Below are 21377 nucleotides of genomic sequence, written 5' to 3' on the forward strand. Positions count from 1 at the left end.
CGACGGGCACGGAATGTGTGTGTGAAGACGACCATGTCGTATCTTTGTGTTTCCCGTGTGCAAGGGGAAGCGTTCCTCCCGGCGACCGCACTTTGCGAGGGTGCGCGTGATGCCGATCTGTAACATATTCGTGATCTGGGGTCGATGGACACGTTCGAGGAACGGACCGCCGGAAGCCGTGGGGGGCGGTATCTGTACGACGATCCGCCGGCGCGGAGGAAAAGTTAGTGGCGCAACCATGTCGAGTGGTTGTGGGATCGCTTCGACAGGGAGAAGGAATTGAGCGTCGGGTTCGAAGAGTTCATCGATGAGAACGGGCGGATCAGGCTGCCGGAAGGGCAGACCCTGCTCGATCACCTCGAGGGGAACTTCGCTTCAAACGGTGACGATCTCGCCTACCGGTACATCGACTACTCGCGGGAACGCGACGGCGAGGTACACGAGCTGACCTGGGATCAGTTCGGCGTGCGCATCAAGGCCATCGCCGCGCGCCTGCAGCAGGTCACCGCTCCCGGCGACCGCGTCGCGATCCTCGCTCCACAAGGCCTCGACTACGTCGTGTCCTTCTTCGCCGCGATCTACGCCGGCACCATCGCTGTGCCGCTGTTCGATCCCGACGAGCCCGGTCACACCGATCGCCTGCACGCCGTCCTCGGCGACTGCACTCCCAGCGCGATCCTCACCGCCACCTCGTCCGCGGCCGGCGTGCGGCAGTTCTTCCGCCCGCTCCCCGCTGCGCAGCGTCCCCGCGTGATCGCCGTCGACGCCATCCCCGACTCGGTCGCCGAGTCCTGGAACCGGCCGCCCATCGGCACCGACGACATCGCGTACCTGCAGTACACCTCCGGCTCGACCCGCGTTCCCGCCGGCGTCGAGATCACCCACCGGTCGGTGCTCACCAATGTCATCCAGATGGCCGACTCGATCGAGCTCAACGAGTCGTCGCGCGGCGTGACCTGGCTGCCGCTGTTCCACGACATGGGCCTGCTCACGGTGATCCTGCCCGCGGTCGGCGGCAAGTACATCACCATCATGAGCCCGCGCGCCTTCGTGGCCCGGCCGAGCCGCTGGATCCGCGAGCTCGCCGCCGTCTCCGACGGTGCCGGCACCTTCGCCGCCGCCCCGAACTTCGCGTTCGAGCACGCCGCGGCACGCGCCGTCCCGAAGCCCGGCGAAGAACTCGACCTGAGCAACGTCATCGGCCTGATCAACGGCAGCGAGCCGGTCACCACGGCGTCGATGCGCAAGTTCAACGAGGCGTTCGGCCCGTACGGTCTGCCCCGCACGGCGATCAAGCCGTCCTACGGCATGGCCGAGGCCACCCTGTTCGTCTCCTCCACCCGCCACAGCGACGAGGCAAAGGTCATCTACGTCGACCGCACCGCCCTCAACGCGGGCCGGGTCGTGCGCGTCGAGCCCGACGCCGAGAACGCCATCCCGCAGGTCTCCTGCGGTTACGTCGCGCGCAGCCAGTGGGCCGCGATCGTCGACGCCGAGACCGGCACCGAGATGCCCGACGAGCAGGTCGGCGAGATCTGGTTGCACGGCGAGAACATGGGCATCGGTTACTGGGGTCGCAAGGAAGAGACCGACAAGACCTTCCACAACCGCATCACCAAGCGTCTGGCCGAGGGCAGCCACGCCGAGGGCACCCCGGACGACAGCAAGTGGCTGCGCACCGGCGACTACGGCGTCTACATCGACGGCGAGCTCTACATCACCGGTCGCGTCAAGGACCTCGTGATCGTCGACGGCCGCAACCACTACCCGCAGGACCTCGAGTTCTCGGCGCAGGAGGCCAACTCCGCGCTGCGCCCCGGCTTCGTCGCGGCGTTCGCGGTTCCGGCCAACCAGCTGCCGCGCGAGGTGTTCGACAACGACGCCTCCGGCCTGCAGTTCGATGCGGACGATTCGTCGGAGCAGCTCGTGATCGTCGCCGAGCGTGCTCCCGGCGCCGGCAAGGCCGATCCGCAGCCGATCGCCGACGCGGTGCGTGCCGCGATCTCGTCACGGCACGGTGTGACCGCCCGCGACGTGCTGCTCGTGCCGGCCGGTTCCATCCCCCGTACGTCCAGCGGAAAGATCGCGCGTCGGGCGTGCAAGACCGCATATGTCGAGGGAACGCTGCGCGGTGGTTACCAGCAGCAGGCCTTCCCGGACAGCGTGTAAGAACGAATGTCCTCTTTCCCGGGTAGCGTGGTGGGTTGATGTCTGACACTGAAATGACGGTTGCGCAGCTGCGCGAATGGCTGCGCAACTGGATCGCCGACGCGACCGGGCAGCCGGTCTCCCAGATCTCGGACGATCGTCCGATGGAGGAGTTCGGACTGTCCTCCCGGGACGCCGTCGCCATGGCGGGCGAGATCGAGGAACTCCTCGGTGTCACGCTGAACGCGACGATCGCCTACCAGCACCCGACGATCGCATCGCTCGCGACGCGCATCATCGAAGGTGAACCCGAGGCACCTGCCGAGGACGACTCCGCCCTGTACACGGTCGGTGCCGTGGCGGGTTCGAAGGACGTCGCCATCGTCGGTCTGTCCACCCGTTTCCCGGGTCACGTCGACACTCCGGAACAGATGTGGGATCTGCTCGCGTCCGGACGCGACGGCATCTCCGATCTGCCCGAGGGCCGCTGGTCGGAGTTCGAGAACGACCCCGCCGTGTGGGAGTCGATCCGCAACGCCAACACCAAGGGCGGCTACCTCGACGACGTCAAGGGCTTCGACGCCGAGTTCTTCGCGATGTCGCCGCGCGAGGTCGAGATGGTCGACCCGCAGCAGCGCCTCGCACTGGAGCTGACCTGGGAAGCGCTCGAGCACGCGCACATCCCGCCGAGCGAGCTCAAGGGCGGCTCGGTCGGTGTGTTCATCGGCAGCTCGGCGAGCGACTACATGCTCCTCGCGGTCGGCGACCCGTCCGCAGCGCATCCGTACGCGCTCACCGGCACCTCCACCGCGGTCATCGCCAACCGCGTGTCGTACTTCTACGACTTCCACGGCCCGTCGGTCACGCTCGACACGGCGTGCTCGTCGTCGCTGGTCGCCGTGCATCAGGCCGTGCGCGCGCTGCGCAACGGTGAGGCCGACGTCGCCCTCGCCGGTGGCGTCAACATGTTGCTCGCCCCGGCCGGCACCCTCGGCTTCGACGAACTCGGCGTCATGGCACCCGACGGCCGCATCAAGGCGTTCTCCGCCGACGCCGACGGCATGATCCGCGCCGAGGGCGGCGGTCTCGTCGTGCTCAAGCGTCTCGAGGACGCCGAGCGCGACGGCGACAACATCCTCGCGGTCATCGCCGGTTCGGCCGTCAACCAGGACGGTCGCTCCAACGGTCTGGCCGCTCCCAACCCCGAAGCGCAGGTCGACGTGCTGCGCCGCGCCTACCGCGACGCGCAGATCCTGCCGTCCGGTGTCGACTACATCGAGGCGCACGGCACCGGCACGGTACTCGGCGACCCGATCGAGGCCGATGCGCTCGGCCGTGTCATCGGTCGTGGCCGCGAGGACGACAAGCCGGTCCTGCTCGGTTCGGCCAAGACCAACTTCGGTCATCTCGAGTCCGCCGCCGGTGCGGCCGGTCTCATCAAGGTCGTTCTCGCGATGCAGAACGATCAGCTTCCGCCGACGCTCAACTACACCGCCCCCAACCCGTACATTCCGTTCGACAGCGCGCACCTGAAGGTCATCCCCGAGGGTGCGAAGTGGCCGCGCTACACCGGTCGCGCCGTCGCCGGCGTGTCCGGATTCGGTTTCGGTGGCACCAACGCGCACGTCGTGGTCCACGAGTACACCGGCCCGGAGGGCCAGGAGGCCGCCGAGGTCGAGGTCCTGCCGGAGGAGATCCCCGCCGCCGCGGAGACCACCGAGCAGGCCCGCGAGCTGCCCGTCCTGCTCGCCGTCTCCGCCGCGATGCCGTCACGTCGCCGCCGTGCCGCCGCCGATCTCGCCGACTGGCTCGAGACCGAGAAGGGTAGCACGACGCCGCTCGCCGACGTCGCCCGCACGCTCTCCCGTCGCAACCACGGCCGGTCCCGCGCGATCGTCGTGGCGAGCAACCACGGCGAGGCCATCGCCGGTCTGCGTGCCGTCGCCGCCGGTAAGCCCGCGCAGGGCGTGTTCACCGCCGACGCTCCGGCTTCCAAGGGCGCGGTGTGGGTGCTGTCCGGCTTCGGTGCCCAGCACCGCAAGATGGCCAAGCAGCTGTACCTGGAGAACCCGGTCTTCGCGGCGGCCGTCGACGAGGTCGACGAGCTGATCTACGACGAGTCGGGCTACTCCATGAAGGAGAAGTTCCTCGACGACGCGCAGGACTACGACGTCGAGACGGCGCAGGTCGGCATCTTCACGATCCAGATCGGTCTCGCCGCGCTGCTGCGTCACCACGGTGCCGAGCCCGCCGCGGTCGTCGGCCACTCGATGGGTGAGGCCGCCGGCGCCTACATCTCGGGCGGACTGTCGCTCGAGGACGCCGTGCGCGTGATCTGCTCGCGCTCGCGTCTGATGGGTGAGGCCGAATCCGGCCTGACCGGCGACGACATCCGCCTCATGGCGCTCGTCGAGTACAGCGCCGCCGAGATCACCGACGTGCTGCCCGACTTCCCGCAGCTCGAGGTCTGCGTCTACGCGGCGCCCACACACACCGTCATCGGTGGCCCGCAGGAGCAGGTCAACGCGATCGTGGCGCGCGCCGAGGCCGAGGAGAAGTTCGCCCGGGTCCTGCAGACCAAGGGCGCGAGCCACACCTCGCAGGTCGATCCGATCCTCGGCGAGCTCGCGGCCGAACTCGCCGGCATCGAACCGCATCGCCTGAAGGTCGACCTGTACTCGTCGGTCGACCAGGAGACCCTCTACCGCGCAGGCCACGACGGCATCCACGACGTCGAGTACTGGACCAAGGGCATGCGCCACAGCGTGTACTTCACGCAGGCGATCCGGCAGGCCCTGTCCGACGGCCACACCACCTTCGTCGAGCTCAACGCCAATCCCGCGACGCTCATGTCGGTCGCGGCGACGGCCTTCGACGCCGGTGTGCAGGACGGCCAGTTCATCCAGACGCTCAAGCGCAAGGAGGACGAGTCCCTCGGCGTGCTGACCGCGCTCGCGCAGTTGTACGTGCACGGGCAGTCCGTCGACCTGAGGACGCTGCTGCCGGAAGGCGACTACGCCGACCTGCCGCGCACCGCCTTCCTGCGCAAGCCGTACTGGGTCGACGCCAGCATCGGCACCTCCGGCAACGGTCGCGCGCCCGGCGCCCGCGTCGCACTGCCCGACGGCCGCTACGTGTGGGAGGTGCAGGCATCCGCCGTCACCGATGCGGCCGAGCTGGTCGTCGCGGCGGCTTCGCAGGTGCTGTCGGATGTCACGCTCACCGCGTCCATCCCGCACACCGAGGTCCCCGCGACCGGCACCCTCACCACGACGCTCACCCGGCATCCGGGTGGTGCGTCGCTGCAGGTGCACGCGAACACCGGCGACGGTTTCACGCTCGTCCACGAGGGTGTCGTCACCTCCGGTGAGCCGCTGCCCGCGCCCGTCGCGGTGGCCGCGAAGCCGGCCGCGCAGGCCGAGGAACTGCCCGAGGTCGTCGAGTCGTTCGGCGACAAGTGGGATCCGAACGGATCGCAGACTCTCGACGACCGCCTGAGGCTGATCGTCGCCGAGTCCATGGGCTACGCACCCGAGGACCTGCCGGCCGAGATCCCGCTCATCGAGCTGGGCCTCGACTCGCTCATGGCGGTCCGTATCAAGAACCGCGTCGAGTACGAGTTCGACATCCCGCAGCTGCAGCTGTCGGCGGTCAAGGACGCGAGCCTGCGCGACGTCGCGAAGTATCTGCGGTACGCGGTCGAGAACCGCGAGGAGGTCGCGCAGCTCGCCGAGCAGCAGGCCGCGGAGAAGGCAGCCGAACGCGCCGCCGCTGCGGCGGATCAGGACGAGCTCCCCGCGATGGAGGACACCACCGCGGTGGGCGAGGCCGAGCAGATCCTCGCCGAGGCAGAGGCCGAGGTAGACGCAGAGGCACAGACCGCGCCCGAGACGCCCGAACCCGAGCAGGAATCGAGCGGAGTCGACGTGCCGCCGCGCGACGCCGCGGAACGACTGACCTTCGCCTCCTGGGCCGTGGTCACGGGCAAGTCGGCCAAGGGCATCTTCAACCCGCTGCCGAAGCTCGAGCGCGACGTCGCCGAGAAGCTCGCGGCACGACTGACCGAGCGGGCCGAGGGCGAGATCACTGTCGACGACGTGCTCGCCGCCTCGACCGTCGAGCAGCTCGCCGAGACGGTCCGTCAGCATCTCGAATCCGCCGATCGCATCGACGGACTCGTGCGCACGCTGCGGCCCCGCGCCGAGGGATCGGACGCCGTGCCGGTCTTCGTCTTCCACCCCGCGGGTGGTTCGACGGTCGCGTACGAGCCGCTGCTGCGCCGCCTGCCGGCGCACATCCCGGTGTTCGGTTTCGAGCGCACCGAGGGGCCGATCGACACCCGCGCCCAGGCGTACCTGCCGCTCATCGAGGAGATCCAGGGCGACGGCCCGTACGTGCTGTGCGGCTGGTCGCTCGGCGGTGTCCTGGCCTACGCGGTGGCCCGTCTGCTCCGCGAGGAGGGCAAGGACGTGCGTCTCGTCGGTCTCATCGACACCGTCATGGCCGGTGAGAAGGTCGAGGACACGCCCGACGAGATCCGTAAGCGCTGGCAGCGTTACTCGGCGTTCGCGAAGAAGACCTACGGGATCGACGCGCCGCTGCCCTACGACCTGCTGGCCGAGGCCGGCAGCGACGAGGAGCAGATCGGCATCCTGATGGGCCTGCTCGAGCTGAGCGGGGCGCAGATCCCCGGCGGCATCATCGAGCACCAGCGCACGTCGTGGCTCGACAACCGCGCCATCCAGACCGCGGAACTGCTGCCCTACGACGGCAAGGTCGTGCTGTACATGGCCGACAAGTATCACGACGACGCGATCGATCTCGAGCCGGCCTTCGGGACCCGGCAGCCCGACGGTGGGTGGGGTGAGGTCGTCGCGGATCTCGAGGTCGTGCACGTCGGCGGCGATCACCTGCAGATCGTCGACGAGCCGTACATCTCGAAGGTGGGGGAAGACCTGACCCGCAAGCTGGCCGACATCGAGGCCTCGAGGAGCTGAACGAAGAAGTGAGCACCACGGCACAGAAGCTGGCCGAGCTGCGCGAGAAGCTGGAGATCGCGAAGGAGCCTGCGGGCGAACTCGCGATCGCCAAGCGCGCGAAGAAGGGCATCCCGAGCGCTCGCGAGCGCATCGACATGCTGCTCGATCGGGGCAGCTTCGTCGAGATCGGCGCACTGATGAAGACGCCCGGCCGCGACGATGCGATGTACGGCGACGCCGTCGTCGTCGGGCACGGCACGGTCGACGGCCGCCCGGTCGCGGTGTTCTCCCACGACCAGACCGTCTTCGGCGGCAGCGTCGGTGAGATGTTCGGCCGCAAGGTCGCCGCGGTCCTCGACTTCGCCCTCAAGATCGGTTGCCCGGTCGTCGGCATCAACGACTCCGGTGGTGCCCGCGTGCAGGACGCCGTCACCTCGCTCGCCTGGTACGGCGAGATCGGCAAGCGTCACGAGCCGCTGTCGGGTCTGTGCCCGCAGATCTCGGTGATCGTCGGCAACTGTGCCGGTGGTGCGGTCTACGCCCCGATCAACACCGACGTCGTGGTGGCCACCGAGGGCTCGCACATGTTCGTCACCGGCCCGGACGTCATCAAGGCGGTCACCGGTGAGAGCGTGAGCCTCGAAGAGCTCGGCGGTGCCCGCCAGCAGGCCGAGTACGGCAACGTGCACCACGTCGCGCCCGACGAGAAGGCCGCCTTCGAGTGGGTGCGGCAGTACCTGAGCTACATGCCGTCCAACGCGCAGGAGAAGCCGCCGGTCATCAATCCCGGTCTCGAACCGGAGATCACGCCCGACGATCTCGAACTCGACACGTTCATGCCCGACGCCGACAACTCCGGCTACGACATGCACGACATCCTGCTGAAGATCTTCGACGACGGCGAGTTCCTCGAGGTCCGCTCGCAGACCGCGCCGAACATCATCACCGGCTACGCGCGCGTCGACGGTCATGCCGTCGGTGTCGTGGCGAACCAGCCGCTGTATCTGTCGGGTGCGCTCGACGCGGCCGCTGCCGACAAGGCGGCCCACTTCGTGCGCGTGTGCGACGCCTACGACATCCCGCTCGTGTTCGTCGTCGACACCCCCGGCTTCCTGCCCGGTGTCGAGCAGGAGAAGATCGGCGTCATCAAGCGTGGCGGCCGCTTCCTGTTCTCGTACGTCGAGGCATCCGTCCCGAAGGTGACGGTCGTGGTCCGCAAGGCCTACGGCGGCGGTTACGCCGTGATGGGTTCGAAGCAGCTCGGCGCCGACATCAACTTCGCGTGGCCCACCGCGCGTATCGCCGTGATGGGTGCCGAATCGGCTGTCGCGGTGATCGGCCGCCGGCAGATCGAGGCCGCGGGCGAGAACGCTCCCGCCGTGCGCCAGCAGCTCATCAACTTCTACAACGAGCACGTGGCGACGCCGTACATCGCGGCCGAGCGCGGATACGTCGACGCGGTGATCGAGCCGTCGACGACCCGCCTCGAGATCCGCAAGGCGCTGACCCTCCTTCGCGACAAGGAAGTGTTCAAGAACCCGCGGAAGCATCACCTGCTGCCGCTGTAGAACAGCCGGAGAACCCTCGCCGACGGGGTCTGTGCACTAGGACGTGCGCAGGCCCCGTCGCGCGTATCCGACGATCTGCTCGACCTCTGCGTCGGCGTCGAAGGTGGATGCGTCCCGCCACAGCAGATGCTCCATCACCGCGAGGAGCAGGATCGAGGTGGTGAGCGAATCCCGTTGCGGGTCGGTCGATCCCAGATCGGCGATGGGGCCGGCGAGCACCTCCGCGACCGCCTTCTCCAGATCCTCGCGCACCTTCGGTGCATGCGACCGGCCGCCGGCGGAGGACACGACGTTGCGGGTGGCGGCAGCGATCTCGGGATCGACGGCCTGGTTCAGGACGGCCGCGATGCCGGCACGCAGGGCGGCGTCGGGGTCGGCGGCCTGGTCGATCTTGTGACGCAGGTACCGGACGAGTCGGTGACCGCCCTCCTCGACGACGGCGTCGACGAAATCGCCCTTGCTCTTGAAGTAGCGGTAGAAGGCATCGTTGGAGAGTCCCGCGGCGGCCACGATGTCGGCGACGCGCGCGGGTTCGCCCCGGGTGAGCAGTTCGCGTCCGCACCGGATCAGGGTGTCGACGTCGCGGCTCGCAGCCTCCTGTCGGGGCGTCAGGCTTCGCTTCACGGCCTCGGAGGCGCGGGGGGACAGGGTCGACCCAGCTGAATTCTCGGTGGTCACCCGCTCATTCTAGATAACCGAAACCCGATTCTGAGATGCTCCGACCCTGCCTCGCCCGGAAGATCAGGGAACCGTCCAGCTGCCGACACCGGGCAGATAGGTGAAGCCCGGGGCGGTCACCACGGCGACGATCCGACCGGACCCGGTCTCGGCCACGGGATTGCCGGACAGTCCACCGCCGATCATCGGGCGGACGGGAAGCTCCACCGTGCCGCGCGCGCCGGTCGACAGGTTCGTCCAGTCGACGGTGCAGTAGCACCACATGCTCCCGTGGAATGTCGAGGTGCCGGGGCGCTCCGGATCGACGGTCACCGAGACCGTCTCGTTGACGAGCGCTCCGCCGTAGCCGAACGAGCCGGTGGAACCGGAACCGACCACCCGGGTGAGCGTGGTGGCGTCGACCGGAGCCGCCGCGGCCACTGGTGCATTGAGGACGCCGAGTACGAGCGCCACGCCGGTCGCAGTGGCAAGGCCGAACTTCCGTAACGCTGTCATGCCAGGAACGTCGTCCCGACAAGCACTTTCGTTACTTTCGCCCCACCCGTCACTCGTAGACGCGCATCGGCGCGGGCTTCCACAGACCCGACCGTGTCACCTCGGTGGTGGTCAGTTCGGCCGGCTGCGCATTCGGGTAGAAGCGCACGTACCGCTCCACCGAACCCCAGTCGCGACCCCAGTCGTTCTCCAGGTAGGTGGGCACCTGCTCGGGGCGCGCCAGGACCTCCGCGAAACCGAGCGGACCACCGTTGTCGGCGGACTGCCAGGTGTCGGTCGACGACACCGCGAGAGGACGGTCGGGGAGGACCCGGTAGTTCGGCATCTCGGCGACACCGGCCCAGTGGTCGAACGGCCGCTGGCACGGGAACTGCAGACCCACGGCCCAGTCCAGCAGGAGCGGCTGATCGGAGCCGAGCTGGGCGTCGAGCCGCTCGAGGGTCGGCACACGCGGCGGCGTGAACGCCAGCCACTGGTCGCCGGTGAGATTGGGATCGTTGGCGACGATGCGGACGGCGTCGACGTCGTCGGGCAGGTCGGCGAGCGGCACACGCAGGTTCCGCCACGACGGCGCGGGGCCGATGTCGCGCGGCAGGTAGGTGCCCTTCGCCTCGACGCTGCCGTCGGCCTGGCGGGTGCCGTACTCGACGAGCAGCGACTGGCCGTAGGTCAGTGCACCGGTGTCGTCGTACGACCAGATGCGACCGGCCGCGGAGATGATCACCAGCGGCGTCTCGTCGGTGATCTCGGGCAGGGCGTACCAGCTCGACGTGAGCGCGGCGGGTTCCTGCACACCCTCCTGGTAGCTGCCGAGCACCGGGGTGACGGACGGGTCGAGCCCGAAGGGCAGGCGCACGGTGCTGCCGTTGACGGTCTGCGCACCGGAACCACCCGTGGTGCCGCCGCCCGCGCCGGTCTCGAAGGTCGGACCGACGCTCTGATTGTCGGTGTTGCCCTGGCCCGGCTTGACCTCGACGTAGTCGGCGGTCAGGTCGGACGGCACGCCGTCGGGAGTGAAGCCGCGCGGGGACGCACCGGCGAGCGGGTCGTCGTTCGCCGGCGGGTTGGCGGAATCGATGATCGGTTCGAGGCGTCCCTCGTTGGGGTCGGCCTCGACGAGTACGTCGTTCGCGAGACCGCACGTCTGCCCGGCGACGGCCCCGATGTTGGAGCGGGCGAGCGAGTACGCCGGGTACTGCGACACCGCGCCCTTGAGCAACGACAGCACTTCGAACAGCACCATCGCCGCGGCGACGACGGTGAGCGGCGCGGCCGCGAGTGCGCGGATCCGCCGGCCCTTCTTCGTCTCGGGCGACTCCGGCGGAGGTGCGTAGCCCTCGCGGAGGTACTGCCACGCGACGAGCACGAGCGCGAGACCGAACAGGACCAGGAACAGCGAGCTGGATTGGTAGCCGCTCAGCGAGACGGTCTTGTCGAACCACGGCACGCCGTAGCTCGAGACGTACCACCAGCCGTTGATGCCGGCGAACGACACTGCCAGGACGAACAGCAGTCCGGCGAGGAAGATCGTGCGGTTGCGGCGCGACCGCAACGCGCTCGCGGAGACCACGACGGCCGTGACCGTCGCGAGCGAACCGGCGATGCCCGCGTACGCCCCGAAGTGGTGGGTCCACTTCGTGGGGTTGAACATCATGAAGAAGATCGTGCCGAAGACGATGCCGAGCAGACGCCAGGTCGGGCTCACGGCGACGCCGGGGATACGACGGCGGCGCAGTAGCACGAACAGCGTCGTGAACAGGCACAGCAGCATCGTGAGGAACGCGAAGCGGCGCGGCAGCGACCCGTCGACGGTCTGCACCATCAGGTAGTAGTAGCGGAGGAAGTCGTTCCACCACTCCTCGTTGGGGCCGATGATGGTGCGCACGCGGGTCGCCTCGAGGACCGCGGCGAGGGTCTGATCCGAGAACACCACGACGAGCACGAGCAACCCGGCGGCGCCGATCGGTGCGAGCAGCGGCAGGGTGCCCACCTCGCGGTGGCGGCGCACGATGATCCGCGTCATCGGCCGGATACCGGCGATGAGGGCGGCCACACACATCAGGCCGGTCGGTGCCGCGGCGAGCGTGAACGCACCGATGAACACCGCCGTCGCGGCGGGCAGCAGACGCCCGGTCGCGATGGCACGCTCGATCGAGCACCAGGTCAGCAGCGCACCGAGAGCGACGATCGGCTCGGGCCGCAGACCGTTGTTGTAGGGCAGCCAGAAGGCGAGGAAGACCAGTCCGCCCGTCCACAGTGCGATGCGGTTGTGTCGCACGGCCCGGCCGAGGCGCGGCACCACCTCGCGGCTGATGACCATCCAGCACAGGATTCCGGCGATCAGAGCGGGGATGCGCATCCACGGGCTGGCCGTGGAGATCTTCGCGAACGCCGCCAGCACGTCGTAGTACCAGCCGAAGGGAGCTTCGGGGACGCCGAACCAGCGGAAGTAGTTGGCCATGTAGCCGGAGTTCTCCGACACCCGGGCCATGGTCAGCAGGTAGCCGTCGTCCGAGGTGTTCGCGCCGAAGAAGTGCCAGCCGACGAGCGTGAGGACCACGACGACGTCGACGCCGGTGAACTTCCACCAGCGGGCGGGCAGGAAGCGACGGTGACCGCGACCGTCCGTGCCGTCGAGCTTGGCCAGCGCGCCGAGCGCGAGCGCCGTCGACAGCACCGCCAGGATCATCGCGAGGGACTTGACCAGTGTCGGCGACGACGTGAACCGGGAGTCGACATCGACGGTGACGTCGAGGCCGGGGACGGCGCTGGGCAGGTCGCTGAACACGCCCACGACGAGCGGTCGCAGGTCGCCGGTGAGTTCACCGGCCCGCGGGTTGCCGTTCTCGTCCGAGAGGCCGACGAACTCGGCGGTGGTGCGTTCGGAGTCGGAGAAGATCTGCAGTTCGCTGCACGCACCCGACTCGACGTCGGCGCGCGGCGCGGTCGCGACCACCACGTTGCGGTCGAGCACGTCGACGTTCTCGGCGCCGACCCGCACGAACATCGCGTTGAGCGCGGCGTCCTGCCCGTTGGTGGGGGCGGTCGCGACCAGCATCCCGCCGTCGCCCGGCATCTCCGCGACGGCGCTGCACGGCACGGTGGCACGGAACTGGAGGGGGACCTGCGACATCAACGGCAGTTCGACGTCGGTCGCCGCAGAATCCTGCGGCCACGACATCGTCGCCTCGGTCACGCGGACCGGGAGGAACGGTGTGGCCAGCGCCAGGATCATGCCGAGCAACCCGGCGACGACGGCGACGAGTCGCGCGGTCCGGTACCGAGTGCGAAGGTCCTCGCCCATCGACCGTGGGGCGGTCGGAGCAGGCGCGGGTGAGGTCGTCACGTCGTCGGGCACGGGAGTCGATGGTATCCGGCGACGTGGTGTGACGGCACTCGCCCTTACTCCAGCAGGACCGGGACCCCGTCACGGATGCGGCCCGGCGACCACAGGCCGGAGCGGGTCGTCACGTCGGTGGTGACCTCCGCGGGGGAGGCATCCGGGTCGATCGGACGGTACTGCTCGAGCGATCCCCAGTCGCGATCCCAGTCGTGGTTCAGATAGGTCGGGACGGCCTCGGCGTTCAGCAGCAGCGGGATCCAGCCGAGCGGCCCACCGCCGATGTCGTCCTGCCAGCCGTTCGTCGCGTCGGCCCCGACGCGGTCCGGGAGGATGCGGTACTCGGGGACCTCGGCGACACCGTTGCGATGTCCGAACGGTCGCTGGCACGGAAAGGCGAGACCCACCGACCAGTCGATGAGGACCGGGGCGTCGGATCCGACGACCTCCTGCAGGGTCTGCATGCGCGGCATCCGCGGCGGCGTGACCGCGACCCACTGGTCGGGGGAGAGGTCACCGTCGTCCACGACGATGCGCACGGCGTCGGCGTCGGCCGGGATCGCGTCGCTCGGCACGCGCAGGTTGCGCCAGGACGGCGACGGGCCGATGTCGATCGGGGCGAGCGTGGCCAGCGGCGTCACCTCGTCCCCGGACGACGAACCGAACTCCAGCAGCACGTCCTGACCCGGGGTGATGACACCGTCGGGGTCCACGTAGCGGACGCGTCCCGCCGCGGTCACGACCAGCAGCGGTGTCTCGTCGGTGCGCTCCGGCAGCGCGTACCAGCCGGATTCGAGCTCGGCCGACTGCTGCACGCCGGATCGGTAGCTGCCGAGGACGGGCGTGGTCTGCGGGTCGAGGCCGAAGGGGAGCTTCACGGTACTGCCGTTGATGCCCTCGTTGCTGGTGCGACCGCCCTCGGTGCCGGCACTGGTGGAGGTGGTGGTGCCGCCCTCCTCGCTGTCGACGGTGTTGGCGCCACCGGTCGTGGTGGTCTCCGCGTCGGCGGTCAGGTCGAGCGCCACGCCGTTCGGGGTGAAACCGACGGCGGTGCCGGCGCCCAGGGCCTCGCCCGGATCACCGTCGAGAGGCTGCAGCATCGTCGCGTTCGGATCGGACTCGACGAGCACCTCGTTGGCGAGACCGCAGTGATCACCGGTCAGGGCCGCCGCGTTCGACTTGGCGATCGAATAGGCCGGGTACTGCGAGACCGCGCCCTTGAGCAGCGACAGCACCTCGAACAGCACCACCGCCGCCGCGACCAGCGTCAGCGGCGCCGACGCCAGGGCCCGCACCTTGCCGTTGCGGTCGGGCCGCGGTGTCGTGAACGGCTCGCGCAGGTGGAACCACGCGGCGAGGAGCAGGGCGAGCACCGTCAGGCCGAGCAGTGCCGTGGAGAAGCCGAAACCGGAGATCGACGGCGGCTTGTCCCACCACGGGACGCCGTAGCTCGAGACGTACCACCAGCCGTTCGAGCCGGTGAACGCCATCGCCAGGACGAACAGCACCCCGGCGGTGAACAGAGCCCGGTTGCGGGCCGACCGGATGCCGACCGAGCCCACCCCGATCGCGGCGAGCGCAGCCACCGACGCGGCCAGGCCCGCGTACACACCGAAGTGATGCGTCCACTTCGTCGGAGTGAGCATCATGAGCAGCAACGACGCGAAGACGATGCCGAGGATGCGGCGCGACGGTCCGATCGCGGTGCCCGGGATGCGGCCCTTGCGCAGGATCAGCATGACGCACACGACCAGGCACAACAGCATCACGAACACGCCGAACCGGCGGGCCAGCGAACCGTCGGGAGAGACGGTGAGCAGCGCGTCCCAGCGCAACCGCTCGTCGAACCACGGCACGTTCGGGCCCACGGCCGACCGCACACGGGTCGCTTCGAGGACCGACGCGAGTGTCTGGTCGGCGAAGACCGCGATGAGCACGACCGTGCCCGACGCGAGGATCGGCGCGAGGGGCGCGACGACACCGACGAGATGCCGGCGCGCGACGAGCACCTTCACCAGCGGGCGCATCCCGGCGACGAGCGCGGCCACCGCGATCAGGCCGGTCGGGCCGGCAGCGAGGGAGAAGGCCGCGATGAGCACCGCGATCGCGGCGGGCAGCATGCGCCCGGTCGCGATGGCGCGTTCGACCGAACACCAGGTCAGCAGTGCACCGACCGCGATGATCGGCTCGGGCCGCAGACCGTTGTTGTAGGGGAGCCAGAAGGCGAGGAAGACCAGCCCGGCCGTCCACAGCGACACCCGGCTGTGCCGGACGGCGACACCGAGCCGCGGGATGACCTCGCGGCTGATGACCATCCAGCACAGGATCGCCGCGATCAGCGTGGGCACGCGCATCCACACGCTCGACGTCGAGACCTGCGCGAACACGACGAGCACGTCGTAGAACCAGCCGAACGGCGCCTCGGGCACACCGAACCAGCGGAAGTAGTTGGCCATGTATCCGGCCTCGTCGGACACCCGCGCCATGTTGAGGATGTAACCGTCGTCCGAGGTGTTCGCGCCGAGGATGTGCCAGAGCAACAGGGTGCCCACGACCACCGCGTCCACGAAGGTGAACCGCCACCAACGGGCCGGCAGGAACCGGCGGGCGCGGCGTCCGTCGATCCCGTCCAGGCGATGCAGGGCGACGAGGGAGACCAACGTTGCGAGCGCGCACACGATCATCGCGAGGAGCTTGAGCACCGTAGGCGTCGACGTGAACCGCGAGTCGAGCTCGGCGCGCACCGACAACCGTTCCGTGGAGTCGTCACCCTCGGGGTCGAAGGAGCCCGAGGGGCCGGTGAGGTCGCTGAAGACACCGACCATCTGCGGCCGCTCGTCGCCCTCGAGTTCGATCGCGACCGGCGGGTCCGCGCCCACGATCTCGGCGGCCGTGCGTTCGGAGTTCGATGCGACCGTCACCGCCGTGCACGGCTCGTCGAGCGGCGCGGAGACGAGCACCGAGTTGCGCAGGACGGCCTCCACGGTGCCGGGCGCACCGTCCTCGCCGGGTACCGCGCGGATCACGAGGCCCTCCGCCGTGGCGTCCGGGGAGCCCGACGGGATGGTCGAGACGAGGGTGCCACCGTCGGAACCGAGCTGCGATGCCGCCGCGCACGGCACACTCACCCGAAGCGTGAGCGGGGCGTAGGTGACGAGCGGCGCCTCGACACTGTCGACGCTGCCGTTCTGCGGCCACTGCAGTTCGCCGGTCTCCTGCCGGACCGGCAGGAACGGAAGGGTCAGAGCCAGCACGAACCCGAGCAGACCCGACACGATCGCGACGATCCGCGCTGTGCGGATGCGCGATGTCGGGTCGGACGAATCGGTTTTCCCGGGCGAAGCGGTATCGGCTGGCACAAGCGTCGATGCTAGGCGAGTCCCGTCACGGTCCGGCCTCGCGCCGCTCCGCTCGCACTACTCGCAGGTACTCCACGGGTTCTGTCGGACCACGTCCGGAGCGATACCTCCCGCAACTAGCATCGCTGTGTATGAAGACCTCCACCCCGATCGGGCGCGCTCTCCGCGCGGCGGGCATCGGGGAGGTCTGCGACGACTCGACCACACGCGCGCTGTACTCGTCCGATGCCTCTCTCTATCGCGTCCCACCACAGGCCGTGGTGCGCGCCCGGTCGATCGACGACGTCGCCACGACCCTCGACGTGTGCCGGCGGGAGGGCGTCCCCCTCACCTCCCGCGGCACCGGCACCTCGCTCGCGGGCAACGCCGTCGGGCCCGGCGTCGTCATCGACTTCTCGCGTCACCTGAACCGGGTGCTCTCCGTCGACCCCGAGACCCGGACCGCGCGGGTGCAACCGGGTGTCGTGCAGGCCGAGCTGCAGCGCGCCGCGGCACCGCACGGTCTGCGCTTCGGTCCCGACCCGTCCACCCACAACCGGTGCACGATCGGCGGGATGATCGGCAACAACGCGTGTGGGGCGCGCGCGCTCGGCTACGGCCGCACATCCGACAACGTCGTCGCGCTCGAGGTGCTCACCGGCACCGGGCACCCGCTGACGCTGCCCGGCGAGGACCCGACACTCGACCCGCTGCGGGGGATCGTCGCGCGCGATCTCGCGACAATCCGCACCGAATTCGGTCGCTTCGGCCGGCAGGTGTCGGGCTACGCCCTCGAGCATCTGTTGCCGGAGCACGGATTCGACGTCCGGAAACTGTTCGTCGGCAGCGAGGGCACGCTCGGGATCACGACCGAGGCGACGGTGCAGCTGGTCGCCGACCCCGCCGTACGCACGATGGTCGTGCTCGGCTATCCCGACATCGTCGCCGCCGGGAACGCCGCGCACGGACTGCTCGGTTTCCGGCCCACCGCGTGCGAGGGGCTCGACTCGCGGATCGTCGACATCGTCCGGCACCGGCGCGGACCGGAGGCGGTGCCGCCCCTCCCGTCGGGTGCGGCGTGGCTGTTCGTCGAGCTGGCCGGCGACGACGCCGACGAGGTGCGCGACCGGGCGAGGGCACTCGCGCAGGCCGCAGCCGCGACCGACGTCCTTCACGTCGAGGATCAGGCGCGGGCCGCCGCTCTGTGGCGTATCCGGGAGGAGGGGGCCGGCCTGTCCGCGAGAAGTCCGAAGGGGCTGCCCGCACACGCGGGATGGGAGGACGCCGCCGTCCCCGCCCACCGCGTCGGCGACTATCTCCGCGACTTCGAGGAACTGCTCGCCGGATACGACGTCACCGGCTATCCCTACGGGCACTTCGCCGACGGATGCATCCACATCCGTCTCGACATCCCGCTCGAGGTTCCCGGACTGTTCCGCGAATTCCTCTTCGAAGCAGGCAAACTCGTCGCCGAATACGGCGGGTCGATGTCGGGGGAGCACGGCGACGGCCGCGCCCGGAGCGAACTGCTGCCCCTGATGTACTCGCCCGACGCGCTCGCGCTGTTCGGGGCCGTGAAGTCGGTCTTCGATCCGGAGAACATCCTCAACCCCGGAGTGCTCGTCGACCCGCGCCCCGTCGACGTCGACCTCCGCGTCCCGGCCGCGCGGAAGGTTCGCGAGGACCTGGCCTTCCGCTATCTCGAGGACGGCGGCGACTTCACGCAGGCCGTCCACCGGTGCACCGGGATCGGCAAGTGCCGCGCCGACAACACCGGCACCGGTGGGGTGATGTGCCCGTCCTTCCTCGCGACCCGCGAGGAGAAGGACTCCACCCGCGGGCGTGCCCGGGCGTTGCAGGAAATGCTCAACGGGCACCTCGTCGACGAGTCGTGGCAGTCGCCGGAGGTACACGAAGCACTCGATCTGTGCCTGTCGTGCAAGGGATGCCTGTCCGACTGCCCGACCGGCGTCGACATGGCGACCCTCAAATCCGAAGTCCTGCACCAGACCTACCGGGGACGGAGGCGGCCCGCCAGTCACTACGGTCTCGGCAGGCTGCCGCAGTGGGCGGCGATCGCCTCCCGTGCGCCAAGCGCCGTCAACGCCCTTGTCCGCGCTCCGGGGGTCGCCCCGCTCGGGTTGACCGTCGCCGGTCTCGACCGCCGCCGCCGTGTACCGAGGTTCGCTCCCCGCACCTTCCGGAAGTGGTTCGCCGACACCCTCCCGCAACGATCCCGCACGGGCGACCCGGTGCTGCTGTTCGTCGACACCTTCACCGAATACTTCACCCCGGAGATCGGAGCCGCTGCCGTGCGTGTCCTCGAGACCGCCGGATACAGCGTGCACATCACCGACGAACCCCGCTGCTGCGGGCTGACATGGATCACCACCGGCCAGCTCGACCAGGCACGGAAGATCGTGGGCCGCACCGTCGCCGAACTCTTCCGCAGCGGCATGCCGATCGTCGGGCTCGAACCGTCGTGTACCGCCGTCCTGCGTTCCGACGCGGTCGAACTGCTCGGGTCCGCACCTGCTCGCCTCGTGGCCGACAGCACCACGACCCTCGCCGAACTCCTCGCCGACTGGGAACCGCCGTCGCTGGACGGCACACGGATCGTCGCGCAACCCCACTGCCACCACCACGCCGTCATGGGCTGGGGAGCCGACGCCGCACTGCTGCGACGCGCGGGCGCCGATGTGCAGCGCCTCGCCGGCTGTTGCGGCCTGGCCGGGAACTTCGGTGTCGAACGCGGGCATTACGACGTGTCGGTGGCGGTCGCGCAGACCCAACTGCTGCCGGCCGTCGAGGCGGCATCCGACGACGCGGTGATCCTCGCCGACGGGTACTCGTGCCGTACCCAACTGAGCGACCTCACGACGCGGCGCGGCACGCACCTGGCGGAGTTGCTGGCCTCACGACTGCCGTAGGGAATCGAGGCGCTCGTCGACGACGATGCTCACACCGGATGCGGTCAGTGCCGTGGCGGTGAGCCCGAACATGCGCAGGAAGGTGTCGCTGAAATGGGACGGCGACGCGAACCCCGCCGACATCGCGGCCGAGGTGAAATCTCCTCCCTCCGCGATAGTCCGGGCGACGGCGAGCATGCGGAGCCACAAACGGTAACGACGGAAGCTCGTGCCGGTCTCCCGTCCGAACAGTCGCAGGAAGTACGGCGTCGAGAGTGATTCCGCCCGTGCGAGATCGGTGGCGCTGCGTTCGGACGACGGATCGGATCGCATGCGTTCGACGGTCCGCGCGATCCGCGGGTCCAGGCGCCGTCGGGGCGGTCCCGACGCCGTCGCGGTGATGGCAACGCCGTCCGGAGCCGGCGCCTTGCACAGATCGATCAGTACGGACTCCTCACGATGACCGATACGGAACGGACCGCACCGATCCGATCTCCAGACCTCGTGCTCGCGGAGATATGCCTGGTTCACGTCCGCGTAGCAGAACAGGATCCTGTTCGGTGGAGGAGACACCACTCGGTGGACCAATCGTGGCGGAACCAGGGCACTGCGGGCGCTGATCTCCGTTCCGTCCTCGGCGGTCAGCGTGAACGGGGCGTCGACACCGACGACCACGCAGTACACCGACGTCGAGTGCGGATCGAGCTCGAGAGACGGGCCGAGATAGGCCGCTCGTCCGGGCCATACCCAGAGCATCGGATCCGGTGGCGATGAATCCGGAACAGCGCACGTTTCCGGAAGCGCGGCGGAGGCCATGCCGCGAGTCTAGGAGTGTCCGTCCCGAAGCCGGTGGTCTTCACCGATTCGGTCCGATCACGAAGCGAAGGAGTCGGAATGCGTTCATCGAGGATCGGTTCGCTACTCATGGCAGGAGTCGGCGTCGCTCACCTCGTTCCTGCGACGGCGGTGGTGTCGCGGCGGCGGGTCGAGGGTCTGTACGACGTCGACGCGAGGGACCGGAACGTCGAACTGCTTCTGCGGCACCGTGCGACCTTCTTCGGGCTCGTCGGTGCTGCGCTGCTCGCCGGTGCGGTCCACCCGCCCTACCGGTTGCCGGCCCTGCTGGCGGGGGTGCTGTCGCTGGGGTCGTTCGTCGGGCTCGTCGAGGCGGCCGGTCCTGCGAACGAGGAGCTCACCCGCATCGTCCGGGTCGACGTCGGTCTCCTCGGTGCCCTGGCCGGTGCGGCGGCCCTCACCCGGTGATCGACAGCGCTCACCCTCTGCTGTGTCGCCCTCTGGTGCGTTCGCTTCGGGTGGGGCGCGGACCGAGTTCGTAGGGGATCTTCAGGATGTGGCGGGTCTTGGCGTCGATGTCGCAGTTGCCCGACGCAATGGAATAAAGGATTCCGTTGTAGACCAGGTCCCACAGATCAGGGTTGCGCTGGATCTCGTTGATCTTGAACGAATGGATCTCGTTGCCGTGTACATCTTTCAAACGAAGAACGCGGTTGTAGCCGTCAGCGGAGAACTGGATGCGGGTGAGTTGGTAGGTGTCGACCCAATCTTCGCGCCATTGAACCCAGTTGATACCCGCTGCGGTCCAGTGATTCCCGATGCCTCGAAACAACAGCATGGCACTTCCGATGATGATGACCCACATGATCCACCAGTGGATCCAGCGGAAATCTCCGTTGATGACGGTGAGGTACACGATCAAGATTCCCGTTATCAGCAGTGCGCTGATGTATTTATCGCGGACGGTGGGTTGGAGCCATTCGAGGGTGGGGCCGAGATGGTCCGGTGCATCTGGTGGGTTCCGTGGGTTGCGGTCGAGCGGTGTGTATTCCGTGCCGTGGTAGATGCGGGGCGCCCGGGGTGGGCGGGGTTCGCCTGTGATCGAATCCGGCATCGATGGTAGGTCG

At 69.0% G+C, this 21377-nt stretch carries 11 protein-coding genes; 5 read left to right on the forward strand and 6 right to left on the reverse strand.

The window, feature by feature from the left end; all coding sequences use genetic code 11:
* Positions 1 to 279 precede the first annotated feature (279 nt).
* From fadD32 to CKW34_RS01095, 3 genes are read left to right on the forward strand one after another with little or no spacing between them, the layout of a single operon-like run.
* Positions 280 to 2169 carry a long-chain-fatty-acid--AMP ligase FadD32 gene (fadD32, locus tag CKW34_RS01085; RefSeq protein WP_059382133.1) on the forward strand — a complete coding sequence of 630 codons (1890 nt, stop codon included), beginning with the start codon at positions 280 to 282 and terminating at the stop codon, positions 2167 to 2169.
* A gap of 53 nt (positions 2170 to 2222) precedes the next feature.
* Positions 2223 to 7145 (forward strand): polyketide synthase Pks13, encoded by a 4923-nt coding sequence (pks13, locus tag CKW34_RS01090; RefSeq protein WP_095091998.1) that lies wholly within the window; start codon positions 2223 to 2225, stop codon positions 7143 to 7145.
* A gap of 8 nt (positions 7146 to 7153) precedes the next feature.
* Positions 7154 to 8695: an acyl-CoA carboxylase subunit beta gene (locus CKW34_RS01095; protein WP_016692631.1), complete on the forward strand. Its 1542-nt coding sequence runs from the start codon at positions 7154 to 7156 to the stop codon at positions 8693 to 8695.
* Positions 8696 to 8731: 36 nt separating this feature from the next.
* On the opposite strand, the gene CKW34_RS01100 is transcribed toward CKW34_RS01095, so the two are convergent.
* From CKW34_RS01100 to CKW34_RS01115, 4 genes are all read right to left on the reverse strand, one after another.
* Positions 8732 to 9373 (reverse strand): TetR/AcrR family transcriptional regulator, encoded by a 642-nt coding sequence (locus tag CKW34_RS01100; protein ID WP_059382135.1) that lies wholly within the window; start codon positions 9371 to 9373, stop codon positions 8732 to 8734.
* Positions 9374 to 9436: 63 nt separating this feature from the next.
* The gene (locus CKW34_RS01105) at positions 9437 to 9868 is read right to left on the reverse strand and encodes a hypothetical protein (protein ID WP_059382136.1); all 432 of its coding nucleotides are present in this window, start codon (positions 9866 to 9868) and stop codon (positions 9437 to 9439) included.
* Positions 9869 to 9917: 49 nt separating this feature from the next.
* Entirely contained in the window at positions 9918 to 13226 is a 3309-nt protein-coding gene (locus CKW34_RS01110; protein ID WP_059382137.1) for an arabinosyltransferase domain-containing protein, read from the reverse strand.
* 44 nt (positions 13227 to 13270) lie between these two features.
* Positions 13271 to 16567, reverse strand: coding sequence for an arabinosyltransferase domain-containing protein (locus CKW34_RS01115; protein ID WP_059382138.1), 3297 nt, complete (start codon positions 16565 to 16567; stop codon positions 13271 to 13273).
* A gap of 131 nt (positions 16568 to 16698) precedes the next feature.
* On the opposite strand from CKW34_RS01115, the gene CKW34_RS01120 reads away from it, so the two are divergent.
* On the forward strand, positions 16699 to 19476 hold the full coding sequence (locus CKW34_RS01120; RefSeq protein ID WP_059382139.1) for an FAD-binding and (Fe-S)-binding domain-containing protein: 2778 nt from the start codon (positions 16699 to 16701) through the stop codon (positions 19474 to 19476).
* Here CKW34_RS01120 and CKW34_RS01125 read toward each other — a convergent pair.
* On the reverse strand, positions 19462 to 20211 hold the full coding sequence (locus tag CKW34_RS01125) for a helix-turn-helix domain-containing protein (protein WP_059382140.1): 750 nt from the start codon (positions 20209 to 20211) through the stop codon (positions 19462 to 19464). The genes CKW34_RS01120 and CKW34_RS01125 overlap by 15 nt on opposite strands.
* A 138-nt stretch (positions 20212 to 20349) precedes the next feature.
* On the opposite strand from CKW34_RS01125, the gene CKW34_RS01130 reads away from it, so the two are divergent.
* Positions 20350 to 20718 (forward strand): phosphopantetheine adenylyltransferase, encoded by a 369-nt coding sequence (locus tag CKW34_RS01130; protein ID WP_143543535.1) that lies wholly within the window; start codon positions 20350 to 20352, stop codon positions 20716 to 20718.
* A gap of 10 nt (positions 20719 to 20728) precedes the next feature.
* Here CKW34_RS01130 and CKW34_RS01135 read toward each other — a convergent pair whose 3' ends face one another.
* Complete coding sequence (locus CKW34_RS01135) at positions 20729 to 21364, reverse strand: hypothetical protein (protein WP_059382142.1); 636 nt, start codon at positions 21362 to 21364, stop codon at positions 20729 to 20731.
* Positions 21365 to 21377: the final 13 nt, after the last annotated feature.

It is taken from the genome of Rhodococcus rhodochrous (assembly GCF_900187265.1).
Lineage (GTDB): Bacteria > Actinomycetota > Actinomycetes > Mycobacteriales > Mycobacteriaceae > Rhodococcus > Rhodococcus rhodochrous.